The 21986-nt window shown below is 76.1% G+C and carries 18 protein-coding genes; 12 read left to right on the top strand and 6 right to left on the bottom strand.

Annotated elements, in window-relative coordinates:
* Positions 1-6: 6 nt before the first annotated feature.
* On the bottom strand, positions 7-861 hold the full coding sequence (locus tag AB0C78_RS28065; RefSeq protein ID WP_360753345.1) for a LysR family transcriptional regulator: 855 nt from the start codon (positions 859-861) through the stop codon (positions 7-9).
* Positions 862-931: 70 nt separating this feature from the next.
* Between AB0C78_RS28065 and AB0C78_RS28060 the strand changes: the two genes are divergently transcribed.
* Together AB0C78_RS28060 and AB0C78_RS28055 are read left to right on the top strand one after the other, a co-directional pair.
* Positions 932-1249: a hypothetical protein gene (locus AB0C78_RS28060; RefSeq protein ID WP_360753342.1), complete on the top strand. Its 318-nt coding sequence runs from the start codon at positions 932-934 to the stop codon at positions 1247-1249.
* 53 nt (positions 1250-1302) lie between these two features.
* Positions 1303-2208, top strand: coding sequence for an arginase family protein (locus AB0C78_RS28055; protein ID WP_360753339.1), 906 nt, complete (start codon positions 1303-1305; stop codon positions 2206-2208).
* Between the two features lie 18 nt (positions 2209-2226).
* Here AB0C78_RS28055 and AB0C78_RS28050 read toward each other — a convergent pair whose 3' ends face one another.
* Positions 2227-3774, bottom strand: a complete 1548-nt coding sequence (locus AB0C78_RS28050; protein ID WP_360753337.1) for a N,N-dimethylformamidase beta subunit family domain-containing protein — start codon at positions 3772-3774, stop codon at positions 2227-2229.
* A gap of 146 nt (positions 3775-3920) precedes the next feature.
* Here AB0C78_RS28050 and AB0C78_RS28045 point away from each other — a divergent pair, with 146 nt between their 5' ends.
* The 7 genes from AB0C78_RS28045 to AB0C78_RS28015 all read left to right on the top strand — a co-directional run bounded on the left by AB0C78_RS28045 (position 3921) and on the right by AB0C78_RS28015 (position 11898).
* Positions 3921-4616 (top strand): GNAT family N-acetyltransferase, encoded by a 696-nt coding sequence (locus AB0C78_RS28045; RefSeq protein ID WP_360753334.1) that lies wholly within the window; start codon positions 3921-3923, stop codon positions 4614-4616.
* 80 nt (positions 4617-4696) lie between these two features.
* Positions 4697-6640, top strand: a complete 1944-nt coding sequence (locus AB0C78_RS28040; RefSeq protein WP_360753332.1) for a potassium transporter Kup — start codon at positions 4697-4699, stop codon at positions 6638-6640.
* A 36-nt stretch (positions 6641-6676) separates the two neighbouring features.
* On the top strand, positions 6677-6808 hold the full coding sequence (locus AB0C78_RS28035) for an SDR family oxidoreductase (protein ID WP_360753386.1): 132 nt from the start codon (positions 6677-6679) through the stop codon (positions 6806-6808).
* An 88-nt stretch (positions 6809-6896) separates the two neighbouring features.
* Positions 6897-8549, top strand: coding sequence for a serine/threonine-protein kinase (locus AB0C78_RS28030; protein ID WP_360753329.1), 1653 nt, complete (start codon positions 6897-6899; stop codon positions 8547-8549).
* Positions 8550-8573: 24 nt separating this feature from the next.
* Entirely contained in the window at positions 8574-9536 is a 963-nt protein-coding gene (sigJ, locus tag AB0C78_RS28025; RefSeq protein WP_360753326.1) for an RNA polymerase sigma factor SigJ, read from the top strand.
* A 4-nt stretch (positions 9537-9540) separates the two neighbouring features.
* Entirely contained in the window at positions 9541-10719 is a 1179-nt protein-coding gene (locus tag AB0C78_RS28020) for an FAD-dependent oxidoreductase (protein WP_360753323.1), read from the top strand.
* Between the two features lie 9 nt (positions 10720-10728).
* The gene (locus AB0C78_RS28015) at positions 10729-11898 is read left to right on the top strand and encodes a hypothetical protein (RefSeq protein ID WP_360753320.1); all 1170 of its coding nucleotides are present in this window, start codon (positions 10729-10731) and stop codon (positions 11896-11898) included.
* 13 nt (positions 11899-11911) lie between these two features.
* Here AB0C78_RS28015 and AB0C78_RS28010 read toward each other — a convergent pair whose 3' ends face one another.
* Positions 11912-12889, bottom strand: coding sequence for a YafY family protein (locus AB0C78_RS28010; protein ID WP_360753317.1), 978 nt, complete (start codon positions 12887-12889; stop codon positions 11912-11914).
* A 97-nt stretch (positions 12890-12986) separates the two neighbouring features.
* Between AB0C78_RS28010 and AB0C78_RS28005 the strand changes: the two genes are divergently transcribed.
* A complete protein-coding gene (locus AB0C78_RS28005) occupies positions 12987-13544 on the top strand; it encodes a DinB family protein (protein ID WP_360753314.1) in 558 nt (185 codons plus the stop codon).
* Between the two features lie 29 nt (positions 13545-13573).
* Here the strand turns inward: AB0C78_RS28005 and AB0C78_RS28000 are convergent, their stop codons facing one another.
* The 3 genes from AB0C78_RS28000 to AB0C78_RS27990 form a co-directional block, all read right to left on the bottom strand.
* The gene (locus AB0C78_RS28000) at positions 13574-18181 is read right to left on the bottom strand and encodes a cation-translocating P-type ATPase (protein WP_360753311.1); all 4608 of its coding nucleotides are present in this window, start codon (positions 18179-18181) and stop codon (positions 13574-13576) included.
* 99 nt (positions 18182-18280) lie between these two features.
* Positions 18281-18595, bottom strand: coding sequence for an isoprenylcysteine carboxylmethyltransferase family protein (locus AB0C78_RS27995; RefSeq protein ID WP_225992445.1), 315 nt, complete (start codon positions 18593-18595; stop codon positions 18281-18283).
* Between the two features lie 226 nt (positions 18596-18821).
* Positions 18822-19916 carry a 3-oxoacyl-[acyl-carrier-protein] synthase III C-terminal domain-containing protein gene (locus tag AB0C78_RS27990; protein WP_360753383.1) on the bottom strand — a complete coding sequence of 365 codons (1095 nt, stop codon included), beginning with the start codon at positions 19914-19916 and terminating at the stop codon, positions 18822-18824.
* A 99-nt stretch (positions 19917-20015) separates the two neighbouring features.
* Between AB0C78_RS27990 and AB0C78_RS27985 the strand changes: the two genes are divergently transcribed.
* Both AB0C78_RS27985 and AB0C78_RS27980 read left to right on the top strand, forming a co-directional pair.
* Positions 20016-20660: a response regulator transcription factor gene (locus AB0C78_RS27985; RefSeq protein ID WP_360753308.1), complete on the top strand. Its 645-nt coding sequence runs from the start codon at positions 20016-20018 to the stop codon at positions 20658-20660.
* Positions 20635-21933 (top strand): ATP-binding protein, encoded by a 1299-nt coding sequence (locus tag AB0C78_RS27980; protein ID WP_360753306.1) that lies wholly within the window; start codon positions 20635-20637, stop codon positions 21931-21933. Before AB0C78_RS27985 ends, AB0C78_RS27980 begins: the two co-directional genes overlap by 26 nt.
* Positions 21934-21986: the final 53 nt, after the last annotated feature.

Here is a 21986-nt window from a genome sequence, read left to right as displayed (position 1 = left end):
CGCGGCTCAGCCCGGGTCGCCGGGGTCGCCGGATTCGAGGGCCGCGGCGACGAAGGACGCCACCAGCGGCCGGCGGTCGTGCTCGTTCCAGGCGAGGACGAGGCGGCTCGGCGGCGCGTCGGTCACCGGGACGCAGGCCACCCCGGGCGGGACGGGTTCGACCAGGGAGCGGGGCAGGACCCCGACCATCCGCCCCAGCGTGATCATGTGGAGCAGCTGGACCGCGTCGGCGACCTCGGGGCCGGTGCCGTCGCCGCCGGGGACCCCCTTCCAGCGCGGCAGCGTCTCGCCGTCCAGGTCCGCCATGCGCGCCGAGGCGCGTCCGGCCAGGCGGTGCCCGGACGGGACGATGGCGACGCGGTCCTCGATGTGCAGCGTCTCGTGGGCCAGGCCGCCGAGGTCGTCGAACGGCGCGTAGAGCAGCCCGACGTCGGCGCGGCCGCCGCGCAGGAAGTCGGTGCGGTCGGCGGGGCCGCTGAACAGGATGTCGACGCGGCGGGCGTCGGGCCGGCGCGCGTACGCCGCGAGGATCCCCGACAGCAGGCCGGCGTCCCCGCCGGGCTTGAGCACGAGCCGCAGGTGGGCGTGCGGGTCGGCGGCGCGGCGCGCGCTGCGGGCGGCGGCGCCGACCGCGTTGAGCGCGTGCCGGCCGTGCTCCTGCAGCGCCCGCCCGGACGGGGTGAGCGCGACGTGCCGGCTGGAGCGGGCGAACAGCGGGACGCCGAGCCGGGCCTCCATCCGGCGGATCGCCTTCGACAGCGCCGGCTGGGCGATCGACAGGCGGGCGGCGGCGCGGCCGAAGTGGAGTTCGTCGGCGACCGCCAGGAAGTACTCGAGCTCGCGGGTCTCCAGTTCGGCCATGCCTCCAGGTTATCGCCGGAGATCGAACCGGTCTTGGACTTGACCCGCGTGCGCGGCCGAGAATGGCCGCATGATCCAGCACACGATGATCGTTTCCTTTGACCGTCCGCTGCCCGACGCCGAGCTCGATCAATATCTCTCGGACATCGAAAGGGCGATGCTCGACACCGGCCTCGTCGCGTCCTTCGCGGCCCGGCGGCACCTGCCCGTCCCGGGCGAGGAGGCCATTCCGGCGCTGATCGCGACCGCGGTCGTGCAGGTCGGCGTCGCCGACACGGAGGCGCTGGCGAAGGCGTTCAGCGCGCCGGGCATCCACGAGGTCATCGAGCACTGGCAGTCGCGGCACCCGTACAAGGTCGCCTGGGCGAACCACGAGCCCCTGGCCTGAGCCGCGGGGCCGCCGGTCCGAGCGTGGCCGCCCGGCTGCTGTAGCTTCGGCTGGTGACGATCGGTCTGATATCCGCCCCCACCAATCTGGGCTTGCGCCCGCCCGCGCCGACCAGCGTGCCCGGTACGGCGAAGGCGCCGGAGGCGCTGCGTGAAGCCGGGCTGTACCGGCGCCTCGCCGAGCGCGGCGCGCGGGAGCGGGGCGTGGTGCTGCCCGGACGGTACGCCGACGACGCCGAGCCGGGCGTGCTCCGCAACCAGGCGGCGATCGTGGAGCACGCCCGGCGGCTCGCCGGGCGCATCGAGGCGGTCCGCGCCGGCGGCCTCGCCCCGCTGGTGATCGGCGGGGACTGCAGCCTGCTGGTCGGGGCGGGGGTCGCGCTGCGGCGGGCGCCGGGACGGTACGGGCTGGTGCATCTCGACGGGCACACCGACTTCCGGCATCCCGGCAACTCCGACCAGTGCGCCAGCCTGGCCGGGGAGGACCTCGCCGCCGCGGTGGGCCTGCACTGGCCCGCCGTCGCCGACATCGACGGCCTGAGCCCCTACTTCGACCCGGCCGACACCGCCCATGCCGGCTGCCGCGACGACGACGCGGCGCTCGCGGAGACCACCGCGCTCCTCGGGACGGTCGTCACCGCGGCGCGGATCCGGCGGCAGGGCGTCGCGGAGGCCGCGCGCCGGATCCTCGACGTCGTCGACCGCGACGGCCTCGACGGCTACTGGCTCCACCTCGACGTCGACATCCTCGACCCGAGCGTGATGCCCGCCGTCGACTCCCCGGACCCCGGCGGGCTCGACGCCGCCGAGCTCGCCGGCCTCCTCGCGGCCCTCGCGCCGCGGGCGATCGGGGCGCAGGTGACCGTCTTCGACCCCGATCTCGACCCGGACGGGAGCCGCGCCCGGCTGCTGGCGGACGTCCTCGTCCCCGGTCTCGAAGCGCTGGGCGAGCGGCGCTGAACCCGTCCGTCCCGCCGGTCATTTGGGCGCGCTGAGCAGCTCCTTCGAGTTGGGACGGGACGGGTGGCCGCGGCCGAGCGGCCCGGCGGCCATGGCCCGCACGAGCGTCCCGGTGACCTGGGTGGTGAACGCGCGGCCCGCGTCGTCGACGCCGTGCCCGCAGGCGCGCCCGCGCATCGCGCAGACCCAGCGCATGGTGCCGGTGGCGAACACGCCCGCGCCGCTGCGGACGGTGTAGTAGGACGCGTTCGCGACCGCTGGGCTGTTCCCGCAGGTGATGGGGGAGTGCGCGACGATCTCCAGGGTCGGCGGCGTCGGTCCGGCGCGGTTCAGCGCGTCCGCCTCGGGGCCGACCACGCCGGGGAAGCGGGTGCCGGCGCGGACGCCGGTGCCGCGGAACAGCCAGAATCCGGGCTCGGAGACGGTGAACGCGCCCTCGGCCGGAAAGCACATGTACTGGATGCCGATGATGTCGCTCTCCGGGCGCGGCTTCGGGGGCAGCCGCCAGTCCTGCGTCGTCTCGGCCGGGTCCGTCCTGGACATGGGGTCGGCCGTGGCGTCCTTGTAGCAGATGACGAGCCGGTCGGCGCCGAGGGGCGTGCCGCCGAACCGGATGTGCCGGTTGACCGCGTTGGCGCCGAGGAAGGCGATGTTCACGCCGCGGTCGCGGGCCTGCGTCGCGCGCTGCCGCATGGTCGACGACCAGTACTCGTCATGCCCGAGGCTGAGCAGCCCGCGCGCCCCCTCCAGCAGGCGAGGGTCGGCGTGCAGGTCGTTGTCCGTCGCGTACGCCAGCGGGACGCCGACCTTCTCGGCGAGCGCGATGGCGGGCTGCTCGTAGAGCATGAACTTGTCGGCGCCGTCCTTGTCGTAAGGACGGTCGAAGCTGACCGCGTAGGCCCGGTCGGAGTCGCCGCCGGACGGACCCTTGTACAGGTCGTAGCCGCCCCACATGTTGTACGCCTGCCAGGTGGTGGTCGCGTTGAGCACCACGACGCGTCCGGCGCCGTTCGGCGACCGGACGGTCACCGGCACGTACCGCTGCGCGCCCGACGCGGCGGTCAGCCTGATCAGGTAGCTGCCCGCGGGCCACCCGGAGGTGGGGACGGTCAGGGACGGCCGCCACGGCGCCGACACGGTGCGGGTCGTCCGGTCGATCCGCGGCGCGGCCTGCCGGGTCCCGGCGACCTGCCCGGACCGCCAAACGCGGCGTGCCTGCGCGCCGCCGTACCAGCCCATCCGGAACGCCTCGGCGGTGAACCCGGACGTCGTGGTCGAGACGAACAGCCGGAACGATCCGCCGGGCTGCACGCTCACATGATCGGCGTAGCCCTCGATCTCGTGCTCGGCTCCCTGGCGGCGGATCCGCCAGTCGGGCGTGCCGGGCTTGGCGTTCTCGGCGGCCTGCGCGGCGGCTGCTCCGGACCGTCCGGTGGCTGAATGGCGGGACGCCGTGCAAGCGCCGGCCAGGACGACCACCGGGAGCACCACCAGCACGACCGTCGCCCAGAGCGCGCGCGGGAACGACCCTCCGCGCGGAGGACGCCCCTTTTTCGCATCGGACACGCCGCACCCACCCCTCCCATGCCTTCCTCGCGGGTGTCCCGTCCGCCGCCACGCACCAACGATCGCTTCCCCCGCTCAGCGGTCTTGTAACCGGCGGTGGCATCCTGGTCGACGGATTGCCGGGAACGACCCGAAAGGTGCCGAACATGCTGGTGGAGGGCGGTGCCGTCGCGCTCGACGACCCGGTCGGCGAGTCGCTGCGCGGCCACCACGCGCACCTCGCCCGCCGGCGGGGCCGGGCCGTCTCCTACCTGCCCGAAGTCGCGACCTTCTCCGCGGTGTCCGCCGATCCGGACGCGGCGGAATGGGCCGACCTCGCCCGGCTGCTGGGCCGCGGCGAATTCGCCGACCTGTTCAGCAGCCCGGCGACCCCGCCGCCGGACTGGGAGCCGGTCTTCACCCTCGACGGCCTCCAGATGCTCTGGCCCGCAGGCGGCGACGCTGGCCGTCCCGACGGCGGCGTGGTCGAGCTGGGTGCGGACAGCGTGCCCGAGATGCTCGACCTCGTCGGACGCGCCCGGCCGGGACCGTTCTGGTCTCGCACGCGCGAAATGGGGACCTATGTCGGCATCCGTGAGAACGGCCGGCTGGTGGCGATGGCCGGCGAACGGCTCCGCCCGCCCGGCTGGACGGAGATCAGCGCCGTCTGCACCGCGCCGGAGGCCCGCGGCCGCGGCCACGCCGCCCGCCTGGTGCGGGCACTCGCGGCGCGCATCGAGGCGCGCGGCGAGCGCCCGTTCCTGCACGTCGCCGAGGAGAACACCGGGGCCGTCGCGCTCTACGAGCGGCTCGGCTTCGAGGTCCGCAAGCGGGTGACGTTCCGCGGGTTCCGCACCCCGTGACGCCCGCGTCCCGGGGGCCGGCGAACAGGTGCCGCCACCGGTGATGCCTATACGGCGCTGATCCGGATAAGTATCGGCTCATGGGCGACCCGGAGAAGGCGACCGGCACGGCGCCGTCCGAGGCCGGCGCCTCCTCGTCCGAAGCGCGGGGGCGCGCGGCGCTGATGCTGGGCGCGCTGGGCGTCGTCTACGGGGACATCGGCACCAGCCCGCTGTACTCCCTGCAGACCGTGTTCTCGATCGACCACGGGACCGTCCACCCCACCCACGGCGACGTCCACGGCGTCATCTCCCTGGTGTTCTGGACGATCACGGTGATCGTGTCGGTGAAGTACGTGACGCTCATCCTGCGGGCCGACAACGACGGCGAGGGCGGCGTGATGGCGCTGGCCGCGCTGGTCCGGCGGGTGCTCGGCGACGTGCGGGGCAGGGCCGCCGTCGCGATGGCGCTCGGGGTGCTCGGGGCCTCGCTGTTCTACGGCGACAGCGTGATCACCCCGGCGATCTCGGTGCTGTCCGCCGTCGAGGGCCTGAAGGTGAGCACGCCGGGCCTGTCTCACGTGGTCGTGCCCGTCGCCGCGACGATCCTGGCGCTGCTGTTCCTGGTGCAGCGCTGGGGCACGCACCGGGTCGGCAGCCTGTTTGGGCCCGTCATGCTGGTCTGGTTCGCGGCCTTGGCGGCGGCGGGCCTGGTCGAGGTCGTCGAACGGCCGGCCATCGTGCGGTCGCTCTCGCCCACCTATGCCGTCGAGTTCATCGCGGACCGCCCCTACACCGCGTTCATCGCGATGGGCGCGATCGTCCTGGTGATCACCGGCGCGGAGGCGCTGTACGCCGACATGGGCCACTTCGGGAAGGGACCCATCCGGCGGGTCTGGTTCGCGGTCGTGTTCCCCGCGCTGACGCTGAACTACCTCGGCCAGGGCGCGCTGATCCTCGACGACCCGCGCAACATCCGGAGCCCCTTCTTCCTGCTGTTCCCGCACTGGGCGCGGCTGCCGATGGTCGTGCTCGCGACCGCCGCGACCGTCATCGCCTCACAGGCGGTGATCTCCGGCGCGTTCTCGGTGTCGCGGCAGGCCGTCCGGCTCGGCTACCTGCCGCCGCTGCGCATCCAGCACACCTCGTCACGCGAGATCGGCCAGGTCTACCTGCCGGCCATCAACGGGGTCCTGTTCGTCGGCGTGCTGGTCCTGATGCTCGGGTTCCGCTCGTCCGGCCGCCTCGCGACCGCCTACGGCATGGCCGTCACCGGCACCTTCCTGATCACCACCGCGCTGTTCCTCGTCATCGCGCGGGTGGCCTGGCGGTGGGCGGCCTGGAAGCTCGTGCTGACCGGGGTCGTCGTCGGCGGCGCGGAGATCACCTACTTCTCCGCGAACCTCACCAAGGTCACGCACGGCGGCTGGCTGCCGCTGCTCATCGCGCTCGCGGTGTTCACGCTGATGACGACCTGGGAGCGCGGGCGCGAGATCGTCACCGAGAACCGGACGGCCAAGGAGGGCCCGCTGCCGGACTTCATCGAGATGCTGCACCGCGACGGCTTCCGGCGGGTGCCGGGCACCGCGGTGTTCCCGCATCCGACCAAGATGACGACGCCGATCGCGCTGCGCGCCAACTTCGAGCACAACCACGTCGTCCACGAGCACGTCGTGATCGTCTCGATGGTGTCGGAGAACGTCCCGTACGTCCCGGCGGCGCAGCGGCTCAGCATCGACGACCTCGGATACAGCGACGACGGGATCGTCCACGTCACCGTCCGGCACGGCTTCCAGGACCACCAGGACCTCCCGGCGGAGCTGCGCCGCGCGGCCCGGCTCCCGCACGCCGAGATGCGCTTCGACCCCGACCACGCCTCCTACTTCCTGTCCCGCGGGGTGCTGCGGCTGACCCGCGCGCCCGGCATGCGCCGGTGGCGCAAGCGGCTGTTCCTGGCGCTGGCCCGCAACGCCGCGAACCCCGCCGAGTACTTCGCCCTGCCCGAGACGCGCACCGTCCACATGGGGTCGCAGATCGACGTGTGAAGAGGGGCCTGGCCGTACCCCGTACCGCGAGGGGTCATCGCGCTGGAGCCGGTCGGCCGCATGGGCAGGCCCGAGGAGATCGCCTCCGCGGTGCTGTGGCTGTGCTCGGACGCGGGCGCCTTCACCGTCGGGCACGCCCTGGTCGTCGACGGCGGCCGGACCGCCTGACCGGGGTCCGTGGCGTGGCGCCGGGGCCGGCCGGCCTCACCCGGTTACCTTGTCCGCACATGTCCTGGCATATGAGGCGGGGGGCCGGATGTACCCACGACGGTTCGGGCGCTACGAGCTGCTGGCCGAGCTCGGCGCGGGCGGGATGGGCACCGTCCACCTCGGACGGGCGCCGGACGGGCGGATCGTCGCGCTGAAGACGATGAACGGGTTCACGATCGGCAGCGAGAGCGGCCGCCACCGGTTCGAGCGGGAGGCGGCCGCGCTGCGGAAGGTCGACGACCCGCACGTCGCCGCGTTCGTCGACGCCGACCTGGCGGGCCCGGAGCCGTACCTGGTCACCGAGTACGTCCAGGGGCTCCCCCTGGAGGCGATCCTGGCGGAGGGCCCGCTGGCACCGGACGGCCTCGTCCGCCTCGGGCTCGGCCTCGCGCGCGCTCTGGACGCCCTCCACGGGGCGGGCCTCGTCCACCGGGACGTCAAGCCGGCCAACATCATCATGCCGGACGGGGAACCGGTCCTCATCGACCTCGGTATCGCCCACCACATCGACCGGACCCGGATCACGACGATGCCGATCGGCACGCTCCGCTACATGGCGCCGGAGCTCCTGGCCGAGCGGCGCCCGACCGGGAAGGCGGACGTGTTCGGGTGGGGCGCGGTGATGGCCCACGCGGCGACCGGCCGGCCCTGCTTCCCGGCGGACTCGATCCCGGCGCTCGTCAACCAGATCCTCACCATGGAACCGGACTTGTCCGGCCTGCCCGGCTGGCTGCGGGACGTCGTCGGGCGGGCGCTCGCCAAGGAGCCGGAGGACCGCCCGTCCGTCCGGTCGCTGCAGGAGGCGATGACCCGGCGCCCGCAGGTGGAGCTGCTGCAGGCCGCGTACGCCGGGGCGCGCGCGGGGCACGAACACGCCCGCGCCGAGGGCATCGCGTTCGGCCTGCATGCCATCGCCGCCGCGGCGGGGGACCGGGTGCTGGTGGCGAGCAGCCTGCTCGACCAGGCGGACGCCGCCCGGTATTCGGGCGCCATGGACCGCGCGGAGACGCTGTTCGAGCAGGCCCGGGCCGCGTCCGCCGCCGCCGGGTCCCGACGCGACGAGGGCTGGGCGTGGGACGGCCTCGGCGTCTGCCGCCGCCACCGCAAGGACGACGACTTGGCGGGGAAGGCGTTCAAGGAGGCGCTCGCCATCGGCGAGGAGGTCGGGGACGCCGCGCTGCGCGGCTGGAACCTGTGCAACCTCGCCGACCTCGACCTGCGCCGCGGGGACTTCGCCGCCGCGACGGCCGGCTATGACGCCGCGCTCGCCGTGTCCGCAGAGCATCCGGCCATCGAGCTCGACGCTCTGAAGGGCACGGCGCGGTGCGCGCGCGAACAGGGCGATCTCGAGTTCGCGGCGTCGCTCCTCGAACGCGCGGCCCGGCGTGCCGAGGAGGTCGAGGACCTGCCGACGGCGGGCTGGGCCTGGTACGACGCGGCCGAGGACGCGCGCGGGGCGCGCGACAACGAGCGGGCGAAGAGCGATCTGGAGAACGCGCTGCGGATCGCCGGCCGGCTCGGCGACCGCCTCATGGAGGGCTGGACGCTGTGCAAGCTCGGCAGCCGCCTCCGCGACGCCGGCGCCACCCGGGAGGCAGCCGCCGCGTACGAGGCGGCGCGCGATGTCGCCGACGCGCTGCACGACAAGAAGATGAGGGAGTACGCCACCGTGCGGCTGGACGCTCTGTCCCTTTCCTGACGTGACGCCCGTACGATCGGCGGCGTGGCGGACGGCGACGGCAGCGGCGACGGCGACGGCGGCAGCGGCAGCGGCGGCGGTGAGCAGGCCTTCCTGGAGCACCGGGACCTGCTCATGGGCGTGGCCTACCGCGTCCTCGGACGGGTCGCGGACGCCGAGGACGTCGTGCAGGAGGCCTGGCTGCGGTGGTCGAAGGCCGACGCCGCCGCCGTGGCCGACCCCAAGGGCTACCTGATCACCGTCACGACCCGGCTCGCCATCGACCGGCTCCGGCGCGCGCAGGCGCGGCGCGAGTCGTACGTGGGGGAATGGCTGCCCGACCCGGTGCTGACCGTCCCGGACGCCGCCGCCCCCGTGCTGCGCGCCGAGTCGGTGTCGCTGGGGCTGCTGGTCGTCCTGGAGAGCCTGTCGCCGCTGGAACGGGCCGTGTTCGTGCTGCGGGAGGTCTTCGAGTTCTCCTACGCCGAGGTCGCCGCCGTCCTGGACCGGAACGAACCGGCCGTGCGGCAGCTCGCGGCGCGGGCGCGCGCGCACGTGCGGGAGCGGCGGCCCCGGTTCGAGGTGGACCCGGTCGTCTGGCGGGAGGTGACCGACCGGTTCATCGGCGCCTGCCTGAACGGCAGCGTCGAGGAGCTGATGGGGGTGCTCGCGCCCGGTGTCCGGCTGATCGCCGACAGCGGCGGCAACGCGGTGGCCCCGCGCCGCGCGATCACCGGCCCGGAGCAGGTCGCGCGGTTCGTGCTGAGCATCATGCAGCTGAAACGCTCCTTCACCGACTCGGCCGGCGTCGACCCGGACGCGCGGATCGAGTACCGCATCGTCGACGCCAACGGCGGGCCCGCGCTCCAGGTCACGGCGGACGGCCGCCCGTTCGTCCACTTCCAGCTGCAGGTCGAGGACGGCCGGGTCGGCGCGTGCCATCTCATCGTCAACCCGGAGAAGTTCGGGGCCGTGATGTCACAGGACGGGTCCGCGCTGCGTCCTTGACGGCATGAGGTCCCACACCGGCACGATCACGATCATCGGGGGCGGCCTGGCCGGGCTGACCGCCGCCATCGCCTGCGCGGAGGCCGGCGCCTCCGCCGTCCTGTACGAGGCGCACCGCACGCTCGGCGGGCGCGGCCGGGCGACGCCCGCACCGCACGTGGCCCATGAGGGCGCGCACGTGTTCTACGCCGACGGCCCCCACTACCGGTGGCTGGCGGAGCGCGGCTTCGTCAAGGGCCTGGGCTGGCCGTCGCCGTCCGCGCTCACGGGGGTGCGGTTCCGCGCCGGCGGGCGCCTGCGCCGGACGCCGCCGCTGCCGATGCTGCGCGCCCAGGCCCGCTTCCGGCTGGACGCCCCGGTCGACGAGGACTTCCGCACGTGGGCGTCCCGCCGCTGGGGCGAGAACACCGCGCGGCACATGGCCAACGCGATCAGCGTCGTGACCTACGACGCCGACACCGGACGGCTGTCCGCCTCGTTCGTCTGGGAGCTGTTCCAGCGGGTCCTCGGCCCGCGCCCGCCCGCCGTGCGGTGGGTGCGCGGCGGCTGGCAGGCGGTGCTGGACCGGATGGCCGCCCGCGCCGCCGCCCTCGGCGTGCGGATCGAGACCGGCGCCCGCGTCGACGCCCTCCCCGAGGACCGTCCGGTCATCATCGCCACCGACCTGGCGTCCGCGGGCCGGCTGCTCGGCGAGGACGGCCTGTCGTGGACGAGCGGCCACTGCGCCCTGCTCGACATCGCCGTCCGGTCGGACCGCGCCGACCGCACCCTCGCGTTCGACCTCGACGAGGGCGGCTTCCACGAGAGCTACACGATGCAGGACGACTCGATCGCGCCGCCCGGCGAATCTCTGTACCAGCTCCAGATGCCCGTCCGGGACGGCGAACCGCATCGGCTCGCGCATGAGCGGCTCCGCGCGTTCGCCGACCAACTCCTGCCCGACTGGCCGGACCGCGTCACCTTCCAGCGCCGCGCCATCGCCCGCGGACGCACCGGCGCCCTCGACCTGCCCGGCGAGACGTGGCGGGACCGGCCCGCCATCGACCGCGGCGACGGCGTCTACCTGGCCGGAGACATGGTCGCCGCGCCGGGGATGCGCGGCGAGATCGCGATCAACAGCGCCGTCGCCGCGGCCCGCCTCGCCACGGCCACGGCGGCCCCTCATGCGGCGCGGGTGCGGTAGACGTGGGGCATGAGGCTGCGCGACGAGACCGAACGCGTCCTGCGGGCGTGGAACGCCCACGAGGTGAACCGCGGCGGGTCCCCGATCATCGACTTCGACTGCCGTCCGGGAGGGCCCGAGCCCGAACCGGCCCCCGACCGGCTGGCCGTCCACCGGCGGCTCGCGGACCTGCGCGCGGACGCCGCCGGGCCGGTCGCGGCGCGCCTGGACGCCGACCTCGCCCACCTCGGCGCGCTGCTCGGCGAGCGCCCGCCGCTCGGCGACTACGTCCGCAGGACGCAGGGCTGCGGCACCGCCGGGTGGCCGGAGGAGTACGTGGCGGAGCGCCGCGACCGGGCCCGCGCGGCGCTGTCCGGCCTCGGGATCGGGTGGGGGCCCGGCGCCAACGCCGAGCTGCGGGAGGTGGAGGGGCGCCTCGACGTCCGGGACGCCCCGGACGCGATCCGGCAGGCCGCCGCCGAGCTGGAGCCCGCCGTCCGGGAGGCGACCGGCAGCACCGCCCGATACACCCTCACCATCGAGACCGCCGAGGTGGACGCCTACTGGGCCTACTGGCTGGACGGCGCGGGCCACGACGTCCGGCTCCGCCTCAACCTCCCCAACGTCGAGTTCACCGAGTCCGGCGCACGGCAGTTCGCGCTGCACGAGGTGCTCGGGCACGGCCTGCAGAGCGCGAGCTTCACCGAGCGGGCGGCGGCCGAGGACGTCCCGTGGGTGCGGCTGCTCAGCGTCCACGCGCCGCATCAGGTGCTGCTCGAAGGGCTCGCCCAGGCGTGGCCGCTGTTCCTCCTGCCCGACGACCCGGTGCTGACGGCGCGGGTCCGGCTCGGCCACTATGTGCAGCTCGTCCTCGCCCAGGTCCATCGCGCGATCAACGACGGGACGCCCGCGGCCGAGTGCGCCGCCCATCTGCGCGCCGCGGTTCCGTGGATGGCGGACAAGACCATCGCGGGCTATCTCGCCGACCGGGGGACGAGCCCTGTGCACCGCTCCTACATGTGGACGTATCCGGCCGGGATGGACTGGTTCGCGGCCCTCGCCGAGGCCGGCGGCGAGACGGCCCGGGAGGTGCTCCGGGCCGCGTACCGGGCCCCGCTCACCCCGTCCGACCTCGCCGCGCTCTGGCCGGACGGGCCTGCCATCGGTGGTCCGGGCGCCCCGGCCGCCCTGCCGAGGTGAGCGCGGCCCGCGGCTAGCCGCCGTGCGGGTCGCGGGACGCGGCGCGGTGGAAGCGGTCCGCCCAGTCGCGGAGCCGGTCGACCAGCTCGGGCGGGTGCAGGACGCGGAAGTCGGCGCCGAGCGCCCCGAGCGCGATCGTCGGCCAGTCCAGCGAGTCGGACGTGAGGTGCACGCGGCAGTGGTCCGCGTCGACCTCGTCGATGGCGGCCCAGCGCCCGATCCGCTCGCGGATCGTCGCGGCCGGCGCGTCCGCCAGCACCTCGACGCGGTAGGGGCGGGGCGCGGTGTCCAGCCGGGTGCGGACGAACTCGGCGGCGTCGGCGGCGGGCAGCTCGCGGGGGCGGAAGCGGGCGCCGGTGCCGTCCGGGCCGGAGATCCGGTCGACGCGGAGGTTGCGCCAGTCGGCGCGGTCGAGGTCGTAGGCGACGAGGTACCAGCGGCGGCCCAGCGAGACGAGCCGGTGCGGTTCGACGTGCCGGTCGGTGCGGCGCCCGTCGGCCGCGGTGTAGGCGAACCGGAGCCGCTCGCCGTCGCGGCAGGCCAGCGCGACGGTCGTGAGGACGTCCGGGTCGACGTCGCTGCGCGCGGGCCCGCCCCAGCCGCCGGTGACGGTCATGGCGCGCAGCGCCTCGACGCGGCGCCGCAGCCGGCCCGGCATCACCTGGACGATCTTGGCGAGGACGCGCAGCGACGGCTCGGCGATCCCGTCCACCGGGCCCTGCGCGGCGGCCTGCAGGCCGACGGCCAGCGCGACGGCCTCCTCGTCGTCGATGACGAGCGGCGGCAGGGCGGCGCCCGCGGCGAGCTGGTAGCCGCCGTCGACGCCGCGCCGGGCCTCGACCGGGTAGCCGAGCTCGCGGAGCCGGTCGACGTCGCGGCGCAGGGTGCGGGGCGAGACGTCGAGGCGCTCGGCCAGCTCGGCGCCCGGCCAGTAGCGGTGGCTCTGCAGCAGCGAGAGGAGCCGCAGGGTCCGGGTGCTGGTGTTCGCCATGCTTCCGAGTCTCCCGCAATTCAGGTCAGGAAGTGGCCGCTATCGCCCGTAGCGTGGGTCTTGTCCAGGGGAAAGACCAGACCAGGAGGTACGGACCATGAACGAGCACGCGATCGCCGGCGGGACCCGCGAGGACGTCGCCGAGGCGACCGGCGAGCGCGCCGACCTGCTGGCGCTGCTGGCCAAGGCCCGCCATTTCCTGCGGTTCCCGGCCCGCGACCTCACCGACGAGCAGGCCGGGCGGCGGACGACCGCGAGCGAGCTGTGCCTGGGCGGGCTGATCAAGCACGTCGCCTCGGTGGAGCGGGGCTGGGCGGAGTTCATCGTGCGGGGCCCGTCCGCCATGCCGGACTTCGCCGCGATGACCGAGGAGGACTTCCAGCGCCGCGCCGACGAGTTCCGGATGCTGCCGGGCGAGACCCTGGCGGGCGTCCTCGCCGACTACGAGGAGGTCGCGCGCCGGACCGACGAGCTGGTCGTCTCGCTGCCCGACCTCGGCGCAGCGCAGCCGCTGCCGAAGGCGCCGTGGTTCGAGGCGGACGCGGAGTGGTCGGCCCGCATGGTGCTGATGCACATCGCCGCCGAGACGTTCCAGCACGCCGGGCACGCCGACATCATCCGCGAGGCCCTGGACGGCGCCAAGAGCATGGGCTGAGCATCGGCCCGCCCCGCCAGCGGCGCTGGTCAGCAGGCGGGCTCGGGTGCGGGCGCGGCGGACGGCAGCAGCCGCGGCGCCAGCGCCGCGGCGAGCGTCGCCGCCACGGCCGACGCCGTGACGATCGCCCACGCGCCCGGCCCGAGCGGCGTGCAGCCGAAGAACCCGCTGACGCCCGGCGTCTCGATCACCGCGACCAGCGCGGCGGCCGAGACGGCGCAGGTCGCCATGACGAGCGGGCTGCGCCAGCGCGAGATGAGCGTCTGCCCCAGCTGCGCGCCGACCAGCGCGGCGAGCGCCATCGTCGAGGCGCGGCGGCGGCCGCCCGGGACGAGCCGGGTCAGCCGTCCGAGCTGCCAGGACGCGAGGGCCGCCGCGGCGGTCGCGGTCCCGCGGACGGCGAGCGCGCGCCGCATGTCCCGGCCGGTGAAGCCGCGGACCGGCTCCCCGCCGAGCGGCGCCGCCGCGTCCCCGCCGGGGTCGGCCGGGGTGATCGCGACGGCGAGCGCCGGGAGCATGTCGGTGAGCATGTTCACCACGAGCAGCTGCCGGGTGCTGAGCGGCGCGTCGCCGCTGAGCGCGGTGCCGAGGACGGTGAAGGAGACCTCGCCGGCGTTGCCGCCGACGAGGATCGCGACGGCGTCGCGGACGCTGTTCCACAGCGCGCGGCCCTCGCGCAGCGCGTCCAGGATGAGCGCGGTGTCGGGGGCGGTGAGGACGAGGTCGGCGGCGATGCGGGCGGCGCCGGAGCCGCGGCCGACGACCGCGATGCCGACGTCGGCGCGGCGGATGGCGGCGGCGTCGTTGGCGCCGTCGCCGGTCATCGCGACGACCCGGCCGGCGCGGCGCAGGTCCTTGACGATCCGGACCTTCTGCGCGGGCGAGACGCGGGCGAACACCGCGGCCCGCTGGACGGCGGCGATCCGGTCGGCGGCGGGCATCGCGTCGAGCTCCGCGCCGGTGAGGACGCGGTCCGCGTCGGGGATGCCGAGCTCGGCGGCGACGGCCGCGGCGGTGTCCGGATGGTCGCCGGTGATCATGGTGGTGCGGACGCCCGCCGCGCAGAGCCGCTGCACGGCCTCCTCGGCGGTGGGGCGCGGGGTGTCGGCGATGCCGATGAAGCCGAGCAGCGCCAGGTCCTCGACGTGGTCGGCGACCTGCCCGCGCACCGCCCCGGGGTCGGCGACGGACCGCTCGGCGATGGCGAGCACGCGGAGGCCCTGCCCGGCGAGCCGCCGCACCGTCCCGGCGGCGGCGCGCCGCCGGGACGCGGTGAGCGGCTCGTCGTGGTGGGCGGAGGTGTGGACGCGGGTGCAGCGCTCCAGCAGCACCTCGGGCGCGCCCTTGACGGCGAGGACCGTCCGGTAGCCGTCGTGGCCGAGCGACGCCGAGAACCCGCGGGTGGTCTCGAACGGCAGCTCCTCCTCCAGCGACCAGCGGTCGTCGGGCGGCAGGTCGCCGACGCGGTCCAGGACGGCCCGGTCGGTGGCGTGCGGGACCTGCCGGCTCCCGGGCGGCGGGCAGGCGCGCGCCGCGACGCGCAGGATCCGCCGCTCGCCCGCCCCGGCGAGCGGGTGCGGGCGGGTCGGGCCCGTCGCGCGGACGAGCCGGAGCCGGCCCTCGGTCAGCGTGCCGGTCTTGTCGAAGCACAGCGTGTCGACCCGGCCGAGCGCTTCGAGCGCGCGGGTCGAGCGGACCAGCACGCCGAGCCGCGACAGCCGCCGCGCCGCCGCGAGCTGGGAGATCGTCGCGACCAGCGGCAGCCCCTCCGGGACGGCGGCGACCGCGACCGCGACACCGGAGCCGAGGGCGCGCCGCAGCGGCAGGCCGCGCAGCGTGCCGAGCACGGTGACGGCCGCGCCGCCGAGCAGCGTCGCGGGCAGCGCCTGGTGGGTCAGCTCCGCCAGCCGCGCCTGCATGCTGGACGAGGCGTCGGCCGTCCCGGCGAGCGCGGCGGCGCGTCCGGCCTCGGTGGTCTCGGCGGTGGCGACGACCAGGGCGACCGCGCTGCCCGCGACGACGGTCGTGCCCTCGTACAGCATGCAGTGCCGGTCGGCGGGGTCGGCGCCGGGCGACGGCTCGACGCTCTTCGCGACGGGCACCGACTCGCCGGTGAGCGTCGCCTCGTCCACCTCGAGGGACTCGGCCCACAGCAGCCGGGCGTCGGCCGGGACGAGGTCCTCCGAGCGGAGCTGGATGAGGTCGCCGACGCGCAGCCGGCCGGCGGTGATCTGGTCGGTGGCGGCGGTCCGCAGGTGCGCGAACGGCTCGTCGGCCGACGGGTCCGGCTCGGCGGCGGCCCGCAGCCGGCGGGCGCGGGTCTGCTGGCCGAGCATCAGCTCGCCGAGCGCCTTCTCCGCGCGCATCCGCTGCGCGCCGCCGATCAGCGCGTTGCCCGCCATCACGCTGCTGACCAGCAGCGCGTCCACGCTGGAGCCGACGACGGCGGACGCGGCGGCACCGAGCGCGAGCACCGGGGTCAGCGGGTCGTCCAGCTCCTGCCGGACGGCCGCGGCGAGCCGCAGGACGGCCTTGCCCGGCCGGACCGCCGTCCGCTCCACCAGCGGCCCGGCCGTCCGCGGCTCCCGGTCCTCGCCGGGCGCGGCGGTGCGCGACAGCCGCCGGACGGCCTCCTCGGCGGTGAGGGCGTGCCAGGCGTCCCGGACGACCGGGGGCGGCAGCGGCCGGTGCTCCAGCCGCCGCGCGCTCAGCCCGTTCGCCAGCATCGCCATCAGCGACGCCGCGTGCACGGGCGGCAGCTCCGGCAGGGCCGCGGCGGCGCGGCGCGGCAGCGGCCCGCCGCGGCGCCGCCGGGGCCGGCGTCCCGCGATCAGCAGCGCGCCCAGCGCGGACGCGCTCAGCGACAGCTCCGCGGCCCGGTCGCTGGCGCGCCGCGCGGGCCGGACGGCGGTCAGCAGCCGCCACGCGCCGGCGAGCCCGGGCCCGGTGACGAGGTCGGCGCGCCAGTCGGTGAGGCCGCGGCCGCGCAGCACGCTCACGCCGACGTCGGCGGCGTCCAGCGCCTCGTCCCGGCCGCTGGAGATCGCCAGCACGACGTGGCCGTCGCGCTGCAGCGACCGCACGGACTCGGCCAGCCCGCCGACGTCGACGGGGGAGTCGTCGCCCCAGGCGACCAGCTCCTGGATGCTGGCGTGCTCGGTGAGGACGACCACGTCGGCGGCCTCGTGCGCCGCCGACAGCAGCGCCTCCGCCAGGGGGTCGAGCGAGGAGCCGACCCGTACCCGGCCGCAGCGCCGGTCGCGTTCGTCGAGAAGGTCGAGGGTGACGCCCTGCGGGTCGGCGGGGGCGCCGTACGGGGCGTCCGGCGCCCGCGCCAGGCGCCACGCGCCCGAGTGGCCGTCCGCGGGCCAGGGGCCGGGACCCGCCAGGTCGCCGGTGTCGCAGCCGGCCAGCACGGTGCCGGCGGCGCGCCAGACGTCCGCGTCGTCCATGTCGCCGACGAGGGCGACGGCGGACAGCAGCCGCAGCTCCCCGTTGCACAGCACGCCCGAGTCGATGACGACGGCGCCGACCCGGTCGAGCCGGCGCAGCGCGACGGGGTCGAGGACGACCGTGCCGCGGACCGCGAGGTCGTGCGCCAGGACCGCGGCGAACGCCTCCCGGCCGTGCCGCGCCGCCTTCGGGACGGTCGCCAGCAGCAGGTCGGCGGCGGCCGACGGGTCGCGGGTGCCCGCGAGGACCCCGGCCCCGCCGAGCAGGTGCCCGAGCGCGGTCCGGTTCCCGGCCTTCTCGACCGGGCCGTCCGGCAGCGGGCACGGCCGCTCGGCGCGGGCGGCGCTGGTCTGCGGCTGCTCCCCGGGGACCGCGAGGTCGGGTTCGCGGCGCCGCCACGCGTCGCGGCGCGCCCCGATCTCGTACAGCTGGAAGGCGCGGTGCGCGGCGTCGGCGGCGAGCGGGGCGAGGCCCTGCCCGGCCCCCTGGACGACCGCGTTCGCGGTGCCGAGCAGGGCGTCGGCGCGGAGCCTGCCGAGCCGCCCCTCCAGCACGGACCGGATGTGCGGCAGCGCGTCCGCCACGGACACGGCCGCCCGCACGGGGCTCGGCATCGGCGGGAGGTTGAGCAGCCTTCCGGCCACGGCGCCGACCGCGCCGGCGCAGTCGGCGACGAGGGCGGACGTGGCGGCGGCCCAGGCCGCGTCGTCGTCGGGCGGCATCGCGTGGGCGTTGTGGTCGAACTCGTCCGCGTTGTGGGCCTCTTCGACGTCCTCGATGGCCGCGACGAGGTCGCCCGGGTCCACCGAGCCCTCCGCGTAGGTGACCATGACGCGGCCGGTGACCGCGTTGACCTCCGCCCAGTTCACGCCTTCGAGGCGGCGCAGCGACTCGGTCAGCGCCTGCACGTAGCGGCGGTGGTGCTCGTCGCTGCCCGCCAGCCCGTTGGCCTGGATGTGGGCCCGGCCGCCGTGCGCCCAGACGCGCCGCCTGCGTCCGCCGGACGCCAGGGACGCGAAGGCCCCGAGAGCGTGGGACGTGTGGCGCGCCCCCGTCCGGACGCCGGTGGCGGTGGCCTGCGCGCCGAGCTCCGCGCCCTTGGCCGCGAGGCTCGACGCCGCGTCCGCCGCGGCGGCCGGCACGCTCAGCACCGCCCTGGCCAGGGACGCTCCCGGAAACGCCACCGCCCGCCCCTCCCGCCCCGCGGAGATCGACCTGCCACCGACGATCGCCGGGTACCCGCGACCGCGGTGCGTAAACAGGCGGTGAACGCAGCGGAGCCGTCAGCCCGGGCCGGGCGCGGCGCCCGCGGGGGACGCCTGCCGGAGCGCCGCGTTCTCCACGCGGAGGCGCACGGCCAGCATCCCGAGATTCGCGACGGTGAAGACCGACGCCGTGAGCCACGCGGTGTGGACGAGCGGCAGCGCGACGCCCTCCGCGACCACGGCGACGTAGTTCGGATGGTGCAGGAAGCGGTACGGGCCGCGGTCGACGAGCGGGAGCCCCGGGACGGTGACGACCCGGGTGTTCCACCGCTCGCGCAGCGACGCGATGCACCACCAGCGCAGCGCCTGGGCGAGGACGGCGACGGTCAGCATCGGCCATCCGAGCGCCGGGACGAACGGCCGGCCCAGCAGCCAGACCTCCAGCGGCGCGCCCGCCAGCAGGACGAACTGGACGACGATGAACCCCGGGTAGTGCCGCCGCCCGTGCTCGACGCCGCCGCGCCGCCGCGCCCACGCCAGATGGCGCCGCGACAGGGCCAGCTCGGCGACCCGCTCGGCGGCGACGAGCAGGATCAGCAGCGCGTACGCGATCAGGGGGTCACCACCGCAGCAGCACCATCTCGGCGGAGAAGCCCGGGCCGAGGGCCATGAGCAGGCCGGGCGCGCCGGGCGGACGGGGCCGCCGCGCGATCGTCTCCTCCAGCACGTTGAGCACCGACACCGACGACAGGTTCCCCGCCTTGCGGAGCGACTCCCAGGTCAGGTCGAGCTCGCCGTGGTCGAGGCCGAACGCCTCGCCGATCGTCTCGATCACCTTCGGGCCGCCGGGGTGGCAGACCCACGAGGCGATCTCGCCGGGGGACAGGCCGTGCCGGTGGAGGAACGCGGCGGCGTCGTCCGCCAGGGTCGCCTTCACGTGGTCGACGAGGTCGGCGGCCAGCACGATGCGGAAGCCGTGCTCGCCGACGTTCCAGCCCATCAGCCGGGCCGTGTCCGGGTAGAGGCGGCTGGCGGTCGCGACGACGCGCGGGCCCCGGCCCGGGCCGCCGGGGCGCCGCACGCGGACGCTCCGCCGGTCGCCCGCCGCGACCACGGCGGCGGCGCCGTCGCCGAACAGGCCGCTGCCCACCAGGTTCGCCATCGACGCGTCGTCGCGCTGGGCGGTCAGCGAGCACAGCTCGACGCAGACGAGCACCGCGATCTGCCCGGGCCAGGCGCGCAGGTAGTCGTGGACGCGCGACAGCCCGGCCGCGCCGGCGGCGCATCCGAGCCCGAACACCGGCAGCCGCCTGATGTCCTCGCGCAGCCCGACCCGCTGCGCCAGCGCGGCGTCCAGCGACGGGGTGGCCACCCCGGTCGAGGAGCAGAACACCAGGTGGTCGACCTCCCCGGGCTCGACGGCGGCGCCGTCCAGGGCCTCCCGGACGGCGCGTTCCGCCAGGTCCAGCGCGGTGGCGATGTAGGTGTCGTTCGCGGCGGTGAAGTCGGTGAGCCCGGCGTAGTCCTCGATCGGCAGCGCGAGGTTCCGGCCGCTCACCTGCGTCGCGGAGTGCAGCCGCTCGACGAGCCGCCGGTCGGTCCCCACCGACGCGGCGACGGCGTCGGTGATCTGCCGCTGGTCATAGCGATGTTCCGGAAGAGCGGTCCGTACCGCCAGCACGCGCATGAGACCTCCAGCCCTCAGGCTCCCCATGCCCGCCTCGACGCCCCTGATGCCGGTCCGGCGGCGGGACCGCTGCGGAGCCTCGGCGGACGGCTTCCGCCGGGTGATCGTCGTCGCGACAATGGGGGCGTGCTGCGGCTGGCGATCGTCGACGACCATCCGGTGGCCCGGCGGGGCCTCGCGGCGATCCTCGCCGAGGACGCGGACATGGAGGTGGCCGCCTCGGTCGCGGAGCCCGGCGCGCTGCCCGATCCCGCCGGCTGCGACGTGGTGCTGTGCGACCTGTACCTGGACGGGGACCGCCCGTCGGTCGGGGCGGTGCGGGAGCTGAGCCTCGTCACGCGGGTGCTGGTGGTGTCGGCGGCGAGCCGCCCGGCGGACGTGCTGGCCTGCATGGCGGCGGGCGCGGCCGGCTACGCCACCAAGGACATGGAGGAGGACGCGCTGCGGGCGGCGGTCCGCGAGGTGGCGGCCGGCGGGTTCCACCTGTCGCCGCAGCTCGCCGCGATCGTCGGGGCGGCGGAGCGGAGCAGGCCCGGCAGCGGCGGCGGGACGGCGCTGACGGCCCGCGAGCGGGAGGCGCTCGACTGGATCGCGCGCGGCATGACGCACGCGCAGGCCGCGCGGCGGATGGGCGTCGCGCCGTCCACGGTCGACACGTACGTGAAGCGGATCCGGGCCAGGCTCCGGCTGGGCAACAAGGCGGAGCTGGCCTGGTTCGCGCGCAACCTCGCCGAAGGGGACGCCGGTGGACGCGGCGGCCCGCCCGGCTGACGCGCCGCCCGCGCGTCCCGGCGGCGCGGCGCTTCCCGGCGGCGCGGCGTCTCCGGGTGAGGCGGCGCTTCCGGGTGAGGCGGCGTCTCCCGGTGAGGCGGCGGCGCGGGTGGTGCGGATGGAGGCGTGGTCGCTGCTCGCCACCCGGTCGGCGGCGCTGCTCAACGTCGCGGTGGCGTTCGGCACCGGTGCGGGCGGCGGGCAGCTGTTCGGCCTGGCGGTCCTCCTGGCGTCCGCGATGCTCGCGGAGTCGGCGCTGCTGGCCGGGTGGGCGCTGCGGCGCGGCAGGCTCGGCCCGTGGGCGGGGTGGGCGGACCTCGCGGCGGGCTGCGCCGCGCTCGCGGCCGACGCGGCGCTGGTCGCCGGCGCCGACGTCCACACCTGGGGGTTCTTCGCCTACCCGTACACGCTCGTCGGGTCGTGCGCGCTCGGCCTGCTGTTCCCGCGCGGGTGGCAGGTCGCGGCGGGCGCGGCGACGCTGGCGCTGGTCTACGGGGCCGCCGACCACCTGTCCAGCGGGCAGCCGCTGTGGAACGCCGTGCCGAACGCCGCCAGCTACCTCGGCATCGCGCCCGTCGTCTGGGTCGTCGCGCGGTGGCTGCGGCGGATGGCCGCCGAGCTGGACGCCTCCCGCGCGGCCGCCCTGGAGCTGGCGCGGCGGCGGGCCGTCGAGGCGGAACGGGCGCGGCAGTCGCGGATGCTGCACGACCGCGTCCTGCAGACGCTGGAGACCCTCGGCCGCGGGACGTGGGTGGCCGACGCCTGGATGCGCGACCAGGTGCGGGCCGAGGCGGCCTGGCTGCGCTGGCTCGTGGAGCGGGGCGGTGCCGTGCCGGACGGCGACGTGCCCGACCTGGCGTCGGGCCTGCAGGCCCTCGCGCGCGACCGCGCCCGCGACGGGCTGCGGGTGGCGGTGCGGTTCCCGCCGCCCCCGCACGACGACCTGTCGGGCGTGCCGGACGCGGTGGTGGACGCGCTGCTCGGCGCCTGCCACGAGGCCCTGACCAACGTGATCAAGCACGCCGGGACGGACCGGGCCGTGCTGGGGGCCGCCGTGGAGGACGGCACGGTCGTGGTGACCGTCGTCGACCAGGGCCGCGGATTCGACCCCGCCATCCGGCCCCGCGGACTCGGGTTGTCGCGCTCGGTCGAGGGCCGCGTCGCGGACGTCGGCGGCACCGTCCGGGTGGACGCGGCGCCCGGCGCGGGCACCTGCGTGGAGCTGCGCGTCCCGCTGCCGGAGCCCGCCCGCGACCCCGCTGACCTGCGCTGACCTGCGCTGACGTGTCCTGTCCCCGAAACTGGGGACAGCGCGGGCCTGGCCCG

The organism is Actinomadura sp. NPDC048394, from assembly GCF_040651755.1.
In the GTDB taxonomy this organism is placed as follows: Bacteria; Actinomycetota; Actinomycetes; order Streptosporangiales; family Streptosporangiaceae; genus Spirillospora; species Spirillospora montaniterrae.
This window is presented reverse-complemented; position numbering and strand designations above follow the sequence as displayed.